Below are 13,439 nucleotides of genomic sequence, written 5' to 3' on the forward strand. Positions count from 1 at the left end.
CATGATGCGCACTTTTCGTGGCGGCCTGCTGATCGGGCTCGCCGTCGCCGTGCTGGTCGCCGTTTCGGCCATCATCTATGAATTCTACGACACCCGCACGCTGAAGCGCACGGTGCGCCGCGGAGAGGTGCTTTGCGGCGTCAACAAGGGCCTGCCGGGCTTCTCGATCCCTGACGACAAGGGCAACTGGACCGGCTTCGACGTCGATTTCTGCCGCGCGGTGGCTGCGGCGATTTTCAACGATCCCGGCAAGGCGAAGTTCGTCGCGCTCGACGCCAATGAGCGTTTCAAAGAGCTGCAGACCCGCAAGGTGGACATCCTCTCGCGCAACACGACCTGGAGCATGGCGCGCGAGCTCGACTACGACCTCTACTTCCCGGCCGTGGCCTATTACGACGGCGTCGGCTTCATGGTGCCGCGTTCGCGCAACAAGGAGACCTCACTGGACCTCGCCGACAGCAAGGTCTGCGTCCAGACCGGGACCACGACGACTCTCAACGTCGCCGACTACTTCCGTGCCAACAACATGAAGTATGAAGAGGTGAAGTTCGACAAGCTCGACGACGTGGTGAAGGCCTACGACAGCGGCAAGTGTGATACGCTGTCGGCCGACGTCTCCCAGCTCTATGCGCTGCGGCTGAACCTGTCGAAGCCCGGCGACCACATGATCCTGCCGGACATGATCTCCAAGGAGCCGCTCGCCCCCGTCGTGCGCCAGCGCGACGACGACTGGATGATGATCGTGAAGTGGACGCTCTACGCCATGATCAACGCCGAGGAGCTCGGCGTCACCTCGGAGAACATCGACGAGGCCCTGAAGTCGAAGAAGCCGGAAGTGATGCGCCTCGTCGGCACCGAAGGCCGTTACGGAGAGCAGCTCGGCCTCACCAAGGACTGGGCCGCCCGCATCATCCGTCATGTCGGCAATTACGGCGAAATGTACGACCGCAACATCGGCGAGAAGTCGAAGCTGAAGATTCCGCGCGGCATGAACCAGCTGTGGAATGCGGGTGGTGTGCAGTACGCGCCGCCGATGCGGTAGGCGACGGTCCATCCGCGGTCATTGCGAGCGAGGGCCCGCGCTCCATCTATCAGCCATGCCCGGGCTTGTCCCGGGCATCCACGTTTTTGCAGCACCTGAGAACGTGGATGGCCGGGACAAGCCCGGCCATGACGGTTCGCGTTGCTGGCCGTAGCCCGGATCGTCTCTGCCGCTTCTCCTCAATACCCCCGCGCGCGCGCCAACTGCTCGGTGTGGTAGTTGGCATCGCCGAACAGCTCCTCGCATACCCGCGCGCGCTTCATGAAGAAGCCGATGTCGAACTGGTCGGTCATGCCCATGCCGCCGTGCATCTGCACGCCTTCCTGCACCGCGCGCGTGGCGGTGGTGCCGGCACGGGCTTTTGCGACGGCGACGCTGGATGCGGCCTTGGCGACGTCGGCATCGAGCGCCTGCAGCGCCTTCATGGTGGCGGCGCGGGTGATCTCGATGTCGACATAGAGCTCGGCGGCGCGGTGCTGCAGCGCCTGGAATTCGCCGATCAGCTTGCCGAACTGCTTGCGGCTCTTCAGGTACTCGACGGTGCGGTTGAAGACTTCGTCGCTGAGCCCCACCATCTCGGCCGCCACCGCGCCGCGGCCGATGTCGAGCACGCCCTCGAGCAGGCCGGCGGCCTGATCGACCTCGCCGAGCACGCCGTCGGCATTGACCTGGACATTGGCGAATTCGATCCGCGCCGCGTTGTGCGCGTCGACCATGATGGTGCGCTCGATCGCAACGCCCTTGGCCTTGGGATCGACCAGGAACAGCGTCAGGCCTTCGCGGTCACCGGCAGAGCCGGAGGTGCGCGCGGCGACGATGAGCAGATCGGCAACGTGACCATCGACGACAAGCGCCTTGGCGCCGGAGAGCTTGAAACCATTGCCGGCGCGCACGGCCTGCAGGCTGGTCTGCAGCGGACGATGCTTTGCGCCTTCGTCGATCGCCAGCGTCGCGAGCAGCGAGCCGCTCGCGATCTTCGGCAGGTATTCCGACTTCTGTACGGCGTTGCCGCCGCGATTCAGGGCGGAAGCCGCGACCACGCTGGTCGCAAGAAAGGGCGACGGCATCAACGTGCGGCCGATCTCTTCCATCACGATTCCGGCTTCGACATAGCCGAGGCCGCTGCCGCCGAACTCTTCCGGGACCAAAAGGCCGGCAAACCCCATCTCGGCGAAGGAGTGCCAGAGCTCTTTCGAGAAGCCAATGCGATCCTTGCTGTCGCGCAAATGGCGCAAATGCGACACCGGCGCCTTGTCGCTGATCAGCCCGCGCGCGCTATCGCGGAGCATCGATTGTTCTTCGGTGAGGACGAGGGCCATGGTGCGTGTTTCCGAACTTCGAAGTTTATCTTGTCTCGTCATTCCGGGATGCGCCGTTAGGCGCAGGCCCGGAATCCATACTCCCGCTCGTGGTTATGGATTCCGGGCTCGCGCTTCGCACGCCCCGGAATGACGGTTGGTGAGAGTGCGGTCCTCACGCCCCCGGCAGATCCAGGATGCGCTTGGCGACGATGCCGAGCATCACCTCCGTCGTACCGCCCTCGATCGAATTGGCCTTGGTGCGCAGCCAGGCGCGCGGACGGGCGCCCTGCTTGGAGCGCTCGCTCTCCCATTCCAACGCATCGACGCCGCCGGCCGACATCAGGATCTCATGGCGGCGCTTGTTGAGCTCGGTGCCGTAATATTTCATCGCCGAGGAGAACGCCGGATGGGCCTGGCCCGCCTTAGCGAGATCGACCGCACGCTCGGCACAGGCGGCGAGTGCAGCTTCGTCGACGTCGAAGCGCGCGATCTGGCCGCGCAGCATGGCATCGTCGAGCTTACCTTGCGCATCGGTGCCGACGGAGTCCGCCGCGATCTGACCCAGCGGGCGGCCGACGCCGCGCTCGCCCATGCCGGAGATCATCGCGCGCTCGTGCTGGAGCAGATATTTTGCGACGTCCCAGCCGCGATTGACCGTGCCGACCACATGCGATTTCGGCACGCGCACGCCGTCGAAGAAGGTTTCGCAGAATGGCGAATAGCCGGAGATCAACAGGATCGGCTTGGTCGAGACGCCTTTCGAGGCCATGTCGAACAGGATGAAACTGATGCCGTCATGCTTCTTCGCGGCAGGATCGGTGCGCACGAGGCAGAAGATCCAGTCGGCGTAGTTGGCATAGGACGTCCAGATCTTCTGGCCGGTGATGATGAAATCGTCGCCGTCGCTTTCGGCGCGGGTCTGGAGCGAAGCGAGATCGGAGCCGGCATTCGGCTCGGAATAGCCCTGACACCAGCGGATCTCGCCCGCGGCGATTTTTGGCAGATGCTCTTTCTTCTGGGCCTCATTGCCGTATTTTAGGAGCGCTGGCCCAAGCATCCAGATGCCAAAGCTCGACAACGGCGGACGCGCGCCGATTTTCGCCATCTCCGCACGCAGCACCTTGTGCTCGGCAGCGCTTAAGCCCCCGCCGCCATATTCCTTAGGCCAATCCGGCACGGTCCAGCCCTTGTCGCGCATGCGCTCGAACCAGATACGCTGCGGCTCGGACGAGAATTTTGCGTTGCGTCCGCCCCAGTAGACGTCGGCATCCGACGTGGCGGGCTTGCGCATTTCCGGTGGGCAATTGGCTTCCAGCCAGGCGCGCGTCTCGTTGCGGAATGTTTCGAGCTCGGCGTTTTCAGTTTCGCTCATGGTCGTTTCCATCATCTAAGTTTGGCAGCGACTCTGGGCCAAGCTCCCGCGGAATTCAACCACTTCCGCGAACCGCATTCGGCTATAGTCGCGGCGACGACGGTGCTTGAAAACAAAGAGGAAACGACCATGCGCCTAACACTTCTTTCGCCTGGCGAAATGAACGAGAGCCAGCGGCAGACCTATGATGAGTCCATTGCCGGCAAGCGCGGCAAGCCGCCGGCGCCGATGATGGCTTGGCTGAGCAGCCCCGAGATGGCGCGGCACGCCACGCGGCTCGGCGAAGTCCTGCGCTTCGACACGATATTTCCCGCCAAGCTATCGGAGATCGCGATCCTGGTGACGGCGCGGCACTGGACTGCCCATTACGAATGGTACGCGCATAAGCGCCTCGCGCTCGCCGGCGGCATGAACCCCGGAATCATCGAGGCGATCCGCGATCGCCGCACGCCCGAATTCGAGGATCCCAAGGGGAAGATGATCTACGATCTCGCGAAGTCGCTGCACGAGGGCCACGGCGTCGAGAAAGGTCTCTACGACGAGGCCGTAAAGCTGCTCAGCGAGCGCGGCGTGGTCGAGGTGATCGGGCTGTGCGGCTATTACACGCTGGTGTCGATGACGCTGAACACGTTCGAGTTCGGACTTCCCGAGGGCGAAGTGTCGGAGCTGGCCTAGCTCCCATCCGGAAACGATGGGTTTCGGGATGGGCGATGGCACCGTCGCGGGACCCTCCATATGTGGAGCTCAGCAACGGAGCATTCACATGTCGCAACACCAGCCTGTCCATGCCGGCACACGGATCGGTCATGTCCATCTCAAGGTCGCCGACCTCGATCGCGCACTCGGCTTCTATTGCGGCGTGCTCGGCTTCGAGCTGATGCAGCGGATGGGCTCGGGCGCGGCCTTCATCGCGGCCGGCGGCTATCATCACCACATCGGGCTCAACACCTGGGAAAGCAAGGGCGGCTCGCCGCCACCGCCGGGCACGACAGGACTGTTCCACACCGCGATCCTCTATCCGACGCGGCCAGCGCTGGCGGATGCGTTGCACCGGGTGCTCACGGCGGGGATCGCGCTGGATGGGGCGAGTGATCACGGCGTCAGCGAGGCGCTGTACTTGCGCGACCCGGATCAGAACGGCGTCGAATTGTATTGGGATAAGCCGCGGGAGCAATGGCCGTTCGGGCCGGATGGGAAGCTTGCGATGTTCACCAAGCGGCTGGATGTGGAGGGGTTGTTGCGGGAGCGGGAAACGTGATGCCGTAGGGCGGATTAGCGGAGCGTAATCCGCCATGCCTCAGCGAATGCGGAGCCAAATTGGCGGATTACGCTTCGCTAATCCGCCCTACGAAACGTTTCCCCCGAACCATGATCAACGCCGCGGCCGCCAGCTCCAGGGCGATGCAGAGATAGAACGGCAGCGCGTAGCCGCCGGACCAATCGCGCAGCGCCCCCACGATTCCCGGGCCGAAGGCGTAGGTGACCTGGTTGATCGCGGTGTTGAGGCTGATCAGCACGCCGAACGAGGCGCTGTCGAACTCCCGCTGCACGATCAGCGACGGCAGCGTGATGAGATTGCCGACAGAGAAGCCGAACAACGCGCAGGCGGCGATCAGCACGTAGTCATTGTGCAGGTTGATGACGACGACAAGCGCCACCGCCTGGCTCAGGAACGACAGCGCCGAGGCCAGCCGCTGGTTGAGGCGGTCGATCACCAGCGAGAACAGCACGCGGCCGATCACGGCCATGGCCGTGAGCACGGCGACGGCGACCGCTGCCCGCTCGCGGCCGATCACGGGATCGAGAAACGAGATCAGGTGCACGATGAAGCCGACCTGCGCGAACAGCACCAAGGCAAAGGCAATCGTCACTGTGAGGAAGCCGACATCACGTAGCGCCCAGGCGCGAATCTGCGTCGACGATTGCGGCCTTGCTTTCGCCGACGCCTTCCAGCCGTGAAGATCCGGCGGGCGCCCGACGAGAAGGAGGATCACCGGCAGCAGCAGCACCAGCATGGCGCCGGCCGTGGCGTACATCGCGCTGGCGAAGCCGATATGGCCGATCAGCATCACCAGCACCGGCACGCCGACGATGCCGCCGAAGCTGGCGCCGTTCAGCGCGAGGCTGATCGCCATGCCGCGCTTGGTGTCGAACCACAGGCTGATCGTGTTGGTGATCATCGCAAGGCTGGTGCCGGCCCAGCCAAAGGCGAGCACGGCATTGGCGAGGTAGAGCTGCCAGGGCTCGCGCACCGCGCCGATCGCGATCGCGGCCGCCGCCATCGCCAGCGTACCGGCGATCAGGCTGAGACGCGGACCGTATTTCCTTACCGCCTCGCCGACGAAGACGACAAGCAGCGCGCCGAACAGATAGAAGAACGTGGTGCCGGCGGAGATCAGCGAGGTGGGCCAGCCCCGCGCGCGCTGGAGCTCGGCGACATAGACGCTCTGCCCGTAGAAGCCGAGCCCCCAGCCGAAGGTCGCCAGCAGGAAGCAGACCGCGACGATGCGCCAGCCTTCGTAGCGGAGGGAGGATTCGTCGATCGGCGCGGTGGCGCGGGGATTGTCGAGCATTTGCGCTGGTCCTTCGTTGCCCCCACGAGCGGCGTGCGTCACGCCCGTCTGTTGATGACGAGCATCATGTAACAACCGTGCGTCCGAAAATCACTTCGACCGCGGTCGAAGCATCAACGTTGCTGACAGGCTCCTGCCAACCTATCGAGCATGATCTTATCGGAAAACCGCTGCACACTTTTCCGGATCATGCGTCAAATCGCATCCGGGAACTCGCCCATCGCCGCGTCGAACCGTTCCTTGCGGCGGCGGGCCCAGGAGGCCAGCGAGAGCACGGCAAGGCCCAGCACGACCGGCGGAAACACTACCATGTTCACCGCGGACCAGCCGTAATTGGCGAGCAGCTGCCCGGAGGAGAACGAGCCGATCGCCATCATGCCGAACACCAGGAAATCGTTGAAGGCCTGGACCTTGTTGCGTTCCTGCGGACGATGCGTCTCCAGCACCAGCGCGGAGGCGCCGATGAAGGAGAAATTCCAGCCCACGCCGAGCACGATCAGCGTCGCCCAGAAATGCATCACGGTGATCCCGGACAGGCCGATGCCGGCGGCGCCGGCCTCCAGCAGCAGGCCTGCGGCCACGACCTTCGGCGCACCGAAGCGCGCGATCAGCGCACCCGTGAAGAAGCTTGGTCCGTACATCGCGACGATGTGCCATTGGATGCCGAAATTGGAATCGGAGACGCTGAGGCCGCACATCTTCATGGCGAGCGGCGCCGACGTCATCACCAAATTCATCATGGGATAGGAGATGACGCCGCACAAAGCGGCTCCGATGAAGCGCGGCTGGGTGACGATGTCGAGCAGCGGCCGTCCGCCATGCAGATCGGCCGGCGCAGGCTTAGGCATGTCGACGCCGGCAACGATGCCCATCGCAGCCAACGCCACCGCGGCCTGCACCAGGAAGCTGAAGGCGAACAGATATGGCTGCCAGACGTCCATGGTCCATTGCACGAGCTGCGGACCGAGCACGCCGGCGAACACACCGCCCGCCATCACCAAGGACACCGCCTTCGGCCGATAAGCCGCGCTGGCGCCGTCGGCGGCGGCGAAGCGATAAGATTGCGCGACTGCGCCGTAGAGACCGCCGAGGAAGGTCGCGATGCAGAACAGCGCGAACGAGCCATGCAGGATCGCGTAGGACCCCAGAAGGCCGGTGAGCATGCCGAGTCCGGTGCCGACGACGAAGGCGGCGCGGCGGCCGAAGCGGCGCGAGATCGCACCTGTTGGCAATGTGCCGGCGGCGAGCCCCAGCACGTACATCGACAGCGGCACGGTCGCGAGCGACATGTCCGGCGCGAGCGTCGCGCCGACGATCGAGCCGGTAGCGAAGATCACGGCCGAGTTGGCTCCGGTCAGCGCCTGCGCGGCGGCGAGGCGCACCACATTGGCGCGCACGCGCGAATCGTCGGTGATTTCGGCGGTTGAGGTGACGTCTGACATCGGCATTTCCGCCCCAAGGGGCTCACGGGGCTTTGTTGATTCCCGGCACTATGGAGGGGCGCGGGAGGGCGAGCAACCGGCGCAAACGGACGCGGGCCATGCCCGTGACGCAATCGGACAAATGATAGCGGGCCGCAGCCTTGACGGCTTGCGCTCGATCAAATCCTATCCGCCGTGCTTTTCGGAGTTTCGCCCATGACCGTCGACGACAGGCCCACGCTCAGCGCTCCCGACGACGATCCCTGGCTCTGGCTGGAGGAGATCGAAGGCACACAGGCGCTCGATTTCGTCACGCGGCAGAATGAGCTGACGTTCGCGGCGTTCGGCGGCAAGGCCTACGAGCACGACCGCGATCTGCTTGCCGCGATCTACGACCGAGCGGACAACATTCCCTATGTCAGCCGGCGCGGCAATGACCTGCACAATCTCTGGAAGGACGCAACCAACCCGCGCGGCCTGTGGCGGCGAACGACGCTTGCCGAGTTTCGCAAAGCCAGTCCAGCGTGGGAGATCATGCTGGATATCGACAAGCTCGCGGCGAGCGAAGGCGAGGACTGGCTGCTGAGCGGAATCGCCAGCGCGCCGGGAAGCTCGCGCGCGATTTTGAGCCTGTCGCGCGGCGGCAGCGATGCGGTGACGCTGCGGGAATTCGATCTCGTGACGAAGAGCTTCGTCGCCGACGGCTTCACGCTTCCGGAAGCCAAGGGCGGCGTCGACTGGCTCGATGCCGACACGCTGCTGCTGTCGAGCGCTCATGGCGAGGGCATGGCCACGAGCTCGGGATATGCGCGCACCGTTCGGCTGTGGCGGCGGGGCCAGCCCGTCGACCAGGCAGAGGTCATCGCGGAGACGGCGGCCGATCACATGGTGATCTATGGCATGGCCGACGACACTGGGCCGGCGCCGCGGGTTTGGATCGTCGACCAGATCGACTTCTTCAATCACGCTGTCTGGCTGCGCGATGCGACGGGCACCATGACGAAGCTCGATCTGCCGACCGGTGTCTGGATGCAGGCCCATGGCGACTGGTTCACAATGAAGCTGCGCAAGGACTGGGCGGCGGGGGGGGCGGACCTACGCCACCGACACCGTGCTCGGTATCTCGCTTTCGGCGTTCCTGAACGGCAATCGCGACTTTGCCGTGCTGTTTGAGCCGGCGCCGCGGCGCGCGCTGCAGGGACTGTTCTGGGCGGCGGGCAAGCTCGTGCTGTCGATCCTCGACGAGCTGCGCCCGCTCTTCGAGATCTGCACGCCATCCGCCAACGGCTGGAGCCGCGCGACGCTTCCCGGCCTGCCGCAGATTGGCGTCGTCGACGTCTGGCCGCTGGATCGGCATGCGAGCGAGAGCAATGGCGACCTGCTTGCCAATGTGCAGGACCCGCTCACGCCGCCTTCGCTGCTGCTGATCGAACGGGCCGTCGCGAGCCCGACCGTGCTGAAGCAGGCGCCGAAGACATTTACCGCCGATGGCCTCGTGGTGACGCAGCATGAGGCGGTCTCGAGCGACGGCGAGCGCATTCCCTATGTGCGGACCGGCCCTGCGGTCGAGAGCGGCGATGCGCCCGTTTACATGAGCGCCTATGGCGGCTTCGCCCACTCGGTGAAGCCGTATTACAACGCTTCGCTCGGCAAGCTGTGGCTGGAGCGGGGCGGCACCATTGTGCAGGCGAATTTGCGCGGCGGCGGCGAGTTCGGCACGCGCTGGCACGATGCCGGGCGGCTGGCCGGCAAGAAGCTGTCGCATGACGATTTCGCGGCCGTCGCGGCCGATCTCGTCCGCCGCGGCGTGACGCGCGCGAAGCGCATCGCCGCGCAGGGCGGATCGAACGGCGGCATCCTCATCACCAACATGCTGGTGCGATATCCTGAGCGGTTCGGCGCGCTGTTCTGCACGATCCCGCTGGTCGACATGCGCCGCTACACCAAGCTGCTCGCGGGCGCGAGCTGGATCGCGGAATATGGCGACCCCGACAAGCCGGAAGACTGGGAGTGGCTGCAGACCTATTCGGCCTATCACAACGTCAAAGCCGGCCAGCCCTATCCGCCGATCCTGATCGCGACGACGCGGCGCGACGACCGCGTCCATCCCGGCCACGCGCGCAAGATGGCCGCCAAGTTGCAAACGATGGGCTACGAAGCCTGGTTCTACGAGCCGGAAGCCGGCGGCCACGGTTACGGCAAGGACAACAAGGAGCGCGCCGGCTTCGAGGTGCTGGGCTATCGGTTCTTGAAGGAGAAGATCGGGTGGACGGATGGCGACTAGCTTTTGCGGCGCGGACGTCTCCACATCGTCGTGGCCGGGCTTGACGATCTCCTAACGCGCAAACACCAGCGTGAGATTGTTCGCAGGCATCTCGATCGTATCGACGAGGCCGAGGCCCGCCGCGCGCGCAAGCGTCTCGACATCGGCGATGTCGCGCACGCCCCAGTCCGGATTGCCCTCGCGCAAGGACGTGTCGAACACGGCGTTGCTGAGCGCGGTGTGCTTGCCGGCTCGCTTGAAGGGGCCGTAGAGGAACAGTTTGCCGTCGGCGCGCAAGTAGCGGCCGGCGCCGGCGAACAGGCCCTCGGCCACGCTCCATGGCGCGATGTGGATAACGTTGGCGCAGAACACGGCGGCAAGACTCGTCGGGCCCTGCCCGCTTCGCATCTCCGGACACCAGTCCGGATCGGTCAGATCGATGCGCAAGGGACTGCGGACATTGGGCAAGCCGGCATGAGCGCGCCAGGCCTCGATGCTCTTGAGGTGGCGCTGGTTGAGGTCGCTCGGCCACCAGGTCAGGCCGGGCGTGTGGCGGGCGAAATGAACCACGTGCTGCCCGGTTCCGCTGCCGAGCTCGACCACGTTGCCGGTCGCGTTGGCGAGATGTTTCTCCAGCGCCGCCCAGATCGGCTCGTGATTGCGATGGAACGCTGGCGCATCGAGCCGCCCATCCGGCTCCACCCGCCCGCCGTCCCTGCCAAATTCGACGACATATTCAGCCAAGTGAGGTCCCCTTGAAAAAACGAGAACGCATTGAAAACAGGATGAGCGCCAAAACGCCCGGAAACAGCCGGCCCCGCGCCCATTGTGCTTGTTCTTGGGCCAAATCGGTCGAACAAATAATCTCTTCAATTGCAATGCGGAAGATATTAACTCCATTTTGCCCGGTGCATAGTCGCGATTGTCAGGCGATGCCCTTTGTGCTTTGGAACGCGTCTATTTTCCACCGTTTGCGACATCACCATATGCTCGGAATGACGCCTTGACTGCCTTGTCCCGGACATCAGTCCTGTTCCTTCTGCTGACCATTGCCGCCGGCCTCGCCAGCCTGGCGCGGGCGCAGTCCGCGGTGGACGAGGGCCGGAAGCTCGCCTTTGACCGCAGCAAGGGCAATTGCCTGACCTGCCACGTCATCAAGGGCGGCGACCTGCCGGGGACGATCGGACCGGAGCTGAAGGACATGACGGCCAGATACCCCGACCGCAACGAGCTGGTCGCGATCATCTTCGACGAGACCAAACGTAATCCGCAGACCGTGATGCCGCCGTTCGGCCGGAACCGGATTTTGACCGACCAGGAGATCAGCGCGATCGTTGATTTCCTGCAAACGCTGTAACGGCCGGCACCCCAGGAGACTTTCGATGACCACGACCACCGGCCTCCTTGCGACACGGCGCCTGATTCTTCAGGGCGCGGCCTCTGTCGCGCTGATCGGCCTTGGCAACCTGCCGTTCGCAGCCAGCCCGGCTCGCGCGGCGGCGAACGACAAATATCCGGAAGAGGCATTCAAGCAGAAGAGCGAGGCCGACGCGATCAAGGCGCTCTACGGCAAGACGGCCGAGCCCTCCGACAAGGTCAAGCTCGATGCGCCGGAGATCGCCGAGAACGGCGGCGTGGTGCCGGTCTCGGTAACGACGACGCTCGACAAGGTGGCCTCGATCTCGTTCTTCGTGGCCGAGAACCCGTTGGCGCTGGCCGCGTCCTACAAGATCGCCGACGGCACGATTCCTGGTGTCGCCAACCGGCTGAAGATGGCCAAGACCACCAAGCTGGTCGCCATCGTCGAAGCCGACGGCAAGCTCTACAGCGCGACCAAGGAAGTGAAGGTCACCGTCGGCGGCTGCGGCGGTTAAGCGAGGCAATTCGACATGGCATCCAGCATTCGCGTGCGCGCAACGTCCAACGGCGACATCACCGAGGTGCAGGCACTGATCCAGCACCCCATGGATACCGGCCTGGTCAAGAATCCCAATGGCGAGCTGATCCCGGCGCACTACATCCAGGAGCTGAAGTTCGAATGTAACGGCAAGGACGTCTTCCTCGCCAATTGGGGCACCGCGGTCTCCAAGGATCCCTACGTCAAGTTCAGCTTCAAGGGCGCCAAGAAGGGCGACGAGCTCAAGATCTCCTGGACCGATAACAAGGGTGGCTCGGACACGACCACCGCGAAAATCGCGTGATGAAGACCCGATCTGCCCTCCTGCTTGGCTCGCTCAGCGCCGCGCTCGTCGCGTTCGCCCTCACCTCTCCGCGCGTGGCCGCGGCCGACAAGGTCGATCCCGCCACCGACGCCAAGGCGTTCCAGAATTTCTTCTTTCAGAAGTTTCCGAACGTGAAGCACGAGGACTTCGTCAACGGTCCTTATTCCATGAACGAGGATCTGAAGCGGCAGTGGCAGGACAAGGAGGAATTCCCGCCCTACGAGTTCGCGCTCGAGGCCGGCAAGGAGATGTTCTCGACCCCGTTCAAGAACGGCAAGACCTACGGCGATTGCTTCCCGAACGGCGGCATCGGCATCCGCCAGAACTATCCGTATTTCGACGAGAAGGAAGGCAAGGTCGTCACGCTGGAGCTCGCGCTGAACCGCTGCCGCGAAGCCAATGGCGAGGCACCCTATTCCTACGTCAAGGACGAGATGGCCTCACTCACCGCCTACATGGCCTACACCTCCCGCGGCAAGCTGATGGACATCAAGATTCCCGATGATCCCCGCGCGCTCGCGGCGTACGAGAACGGCAAGCGCTACTTCTACACCCGCCGCGGCCAGATGAACTTCTCCTGCGCGAGCTGCCATGTGCAGAGCCCGGGCGAGCGCATCCGCGCCGAGATCCTGGCGCCGGCGCTCGGCATCGTCAACGCGATGCCGATCTACCGGTCCGAATGGAGCGGCATGGGCACAACCAGCCGCCGCTTCGTCACCTGCAACAGCCAGACCCGCGCGGTTCCGCTGGAGCCGCAGGCGGACGAATATCGCGACGTCGAATATTTCCTGTCCTATGTCGCCAACGGCCTGCCGATCTCGGGACCGGGAGCACGGCCATGACGCGGACGGCTCTCCTCGCCATGTTGCTCGCGCTGGGCCTCGCGCCGGCGGCACGCGCAGCCACCGAAGCCGACTATAAGGCAGCCTACGCTGCGGCGGAGGCCGCCGCGAAGGAGGCTGCCGGCCTACGCAACCAGTGGACCGTCACCGTCTCGGCGCTGGCGGCGGCCAGGAAGGCGGCCGATGGCAGCGATTTCGACCGCGCGACCGCGGCAGCCAAGGAGGCAGAGGCGCTGGCTAAGGCCTCCATCTTCCAGGCGACATCCGAAAAAGAAGCCTGGAAGGCCATGGAAATCCGCTAAATTGACCGAGCGGGCGAGAAAAATCGCGCTCCAAGTTGCTCTTTGAGCATGATCTTGTCGGAAAACTGCTGCACATTTTGCGCTAAAGGCCCTTAGGGTCT

The 13,439-nt window shown here is 64.4% G+C and carries 13 protein-coding genes and 1 pseudogene; 9 read left to right on the forward strand and 5 right to left on the reverse strand.

All coding sequences use genetic code 11. From position 1 onward, the window contains the following. Positions 1-4: 4 nt before the first annotated feature. Positions 5-1,042 carry an amino acid ABC transporter substrate-binding protein gene (locus tag SE91_RS33910; protein WP_061851456.1) on the forward strand — a complete coding sequence of 346 codons (1,038 nt, stop codon included), beginning with the start codon at positions 5-7 and terminating at the stop codon, positions 1,040-1,042. A gap of 179 nt (positions 1,043-1,221) precedes the next feature. Here SE91_RS33910 and SE91_RS33915 read toward each other — a convergent pair whose 3' ends face one another. Further along, a complete protein-coding gene (locus SE91_RS33915; protein ID WP_061850727.1) occupies positions 1,222-2,361 on the reverse strand; it encodes an acyl-CoA dehydrogenase family protein in 1,140 nt (379 codons plus the stop codon). A 154-nt stretch (positions 2,362-2,515) separates the two neighbouring features. Then, positions 2,516-3,715, reverse strand: coding sequence for an acyl-CoA dehydrogenase family protein (locus tag SE91_RS33920; protein ID WP_060738019.1), 1,200 nt, complete (start codon positions 3,713-3,715; stop codon positions 2,516-2,518). Between the two features lie 129 nt (positions 3,716-3,844). On the opposite strand from SE91_RS33920, the gene SE91_RS33925 reads away from it, so the two are divergent. Together SE91_RS33925 and SE91_RS33930 are read left to right on the forward strand one after the other, a co-directional pair. Beyond that, positions 3,845-4,390, forward strand: a complete 546-nt coding sequence (locus tag SE91_RS33925) for a carboxymuconolactone decarboxylase family protein (RefSeq protein ID WP_061851457.1) — start codon at positions 3,845-3,847, stop codon at positions 4,388-4,390. Between the two features lie 88 nt (positions 4,391-4,478). After that, the gene (locus SE91_RS33930) at positions 4,479-4,973 is read left to right on the forward strand and encodes a VOC family protein (RefSeq protein ID WP_008540790.1); all 495 of its coding nucleotides are present in this window, start codon (positions 4,479-4,481) and stop codon (positions 4,971-4,973) included. Between the two features lie 67 nt (positions 4,974-5,040). Here the strand turns inward: SE91_RS33930 and SE91_RS33935 are convergent, their stop codons facing one another. Then, positions 5,041-6,288, reverse strand: coding sequence for an MFS transporter (locus SE91_RS33935; protein WP_061850728.1), 1,248 nt, complete (start codon positions 6,286-6,288; stop codon positions 5,041-5,043). Between the two features lie 194 nt (positions 6,289-6,482). Continuing rightward, the gene (locus SE91_RS33940; protein WP_061851458.1) at positions 6,483-7,730 is read right to left on the reverse strand and encodes an MFS transporter; all 1,248 of its coding nucleotides are present in this window, start codon (positions 7,728-7,730) and stop codon (positions 6,483-6,485) included. Positions 7,731-7,925: 195 nt separating this feature from the next. Between SE91_RS33940 and SE91_RS33945 the strand changes: the two are divergent. Next, positions 7,926-9,993 (forward strand): annotated as a pseudogene (locus tag SE91_RS33945) (prolyl oligopeptidase family serine peptidase). A 51-nt stretch (positions 9,994-10,044) separates the two neighbouring features. On the opposite strand, the gene SE91_RS33950 reads toward SE91_RS33945, so the two are convergent. Then, the gene (locus SE91_RS33950; protein WP_061850729.1) at positions 10,045-10,716 is read right to left on the reverse strand and encodes a DUF938 domain-containing protein; all 672 of its coding nucleotides are present in this window, start codon (positions 10,714-10,716) and stop codon (positions 10,045-10,047) included. A gap of 259 nt (positions 10,717-10,975) precedes the next feature. On the opposite strand from SE91_RS33950, the gene soxX reads away from it, so the two are divergent. The 5 genes from soxX to SE91_RS33975 are packed head-to-tail and all read left to right on the forward strand — an operon-like array spanning position 10,976 to position 13,338. After that, positions 10,976-11,329, forward strand: a complete 354-nt coding sequence (soxX, locus tag SE91_RS33955; protein ID WP_061850730.1) for a sulfur oxidation c-type cytochrome SoxX — start codon at positions 10,976-10,978, stop codon at positions 11,327-11,329. 25 nt (positions 11,330-11,354) lie between these two features. After that, positions 11,355-11,846, forward strand: a complete 492-nt coding sequence (soxY, locus tag SE91_RS33960) for a thiosulfate oxidation carrier protein SoxY (RefSeq protein ID WP_061850731.1) — start codon at positions 11,355-11,357, stop codon at positions 11,844-11,846. A 15-nt stretch (positions 11,847-11,861) separates the two neighbouring features. Continuing rightward, complete coding sequence (gene soxZ / locus SE91_RS33965) at positions 11,862-12,173, forward strand: thiosulfate oxidation carrier complex protein SoxZ (RefSeq protein ID WP_061850732.1); 312 nt, start codon at positions 11,862-11,864, stop codon at positions 12,171-12,173. After that, the gene (soxA, locus tag SE91_RS33970; RefSeq protein WP_061850733.1) at positions 12,173-13,036 is read left to right on the forward strand and encodes a sulfur oxidation c-type cytochrome SoxA; all 864 of its coding nucleotides are present in this window, start codon (positions 12,173-12,175) and stop codon (positions 13,034-13,036) included. Before soxZ ends, soxA begins: the two co-directional genes overlap by 1 nt. Continuing rightward, complete coding sequence (locus tag SE91_RS33975) at positions 13,033-13,338, forward strand: hypothetical protein (protein ID WP_008540765.1); 306 nt, start codon at positions 13,033-13,035, stop codon at positions 13,336-13,338. Before soxA ends, SE91_RS33975 begins: the two co-directional genes overlap by 4 nt. Positions 13,339-13,439: the final 101 nt, after the last annotated feature.

It is taken from the genome of Bradyrhizobium sp. DOA1 (assembly GCF_001593325.1).
Classification (GTDB): Bacteria; Pseudomonadota; Alphaproteobacteria; order Rhizobiales; family Xanthobacteraceae; genus Bradyrhizobium.

Coding starts and splice junctions, on each gene's coding strand:
- SE91_RS33910 (WP_061851456.1), top strand. CDS start 5: ATGCGCACTTTTCGTGGCGGCCTGCTGATCGGGCTCGCCGTCGCCGTG.
- SE91_RS33915 (WP_061850727.1), bottom strand. CDS start 2,361: ATGGCCCTCGTCCTCACCGAAGAACAATCGATGCTCCGCGATAGCGCG.
- SE91_RS33920 (WP_060738019.1), bottom strand. CDS start 3,715: ATGAGCGAAACTGAAAACGCCGAGCTCGAAACATTCCGCAACGAGACG.
- SE91_RS33925 (WP_061851457.1), top strand. CDS start 3,845: ATGCGCCTAACACTTCTTTCGCCTGGCGAAATGAACGAGAGCCAGCGG.
- SE91_RS33930 (WP_008540790.1), top strand. CDS start 4,479: ATGTCGCAACACCAGCCTGTCCATGCCGGCACACGGATCGGTCATGTC.
- SE91_RS33935 (WP_061850728.1), bottom strand. CDS start 6,288: ATGCTCGACAATCCCCGCGCCACCGCGCCGATCGACGAATCCTCCCTC.
- SE91_RS33940 (WP_061851458.1), bottom strand. CDS start 7,730: ATGTCAGACGTCACCTCAACCGCCGAAATCACCGACGATTCGCGCGTG.
- soxY (WP_061850731.1), top strand. CDS start 11,355: ATGACCACGACCACCGGCCTCCTTGCGACACGGCGCCTGATTCTTCAG.
- soxZ (WP_061850732.1), top strand. CDS start 11,862: ATGGCATCCAGCATTCGCGTGCGCGCAACGTCCAACGGCGACATCACC.
- soxA (WP_061850733.1), top strand. CDS start 12,173: ATGAAGACCCGATCTGCCCTCCTGCTTGGCTCGCTCAGCGCCGCGCTC.
- SE91_RS33975 (WP_008540765.1), top strand. CDS start 13,033: ATGACGCGGACGGCTCTCCTCGCCATGTTGCTCGCGCTGGGCCTCGCG.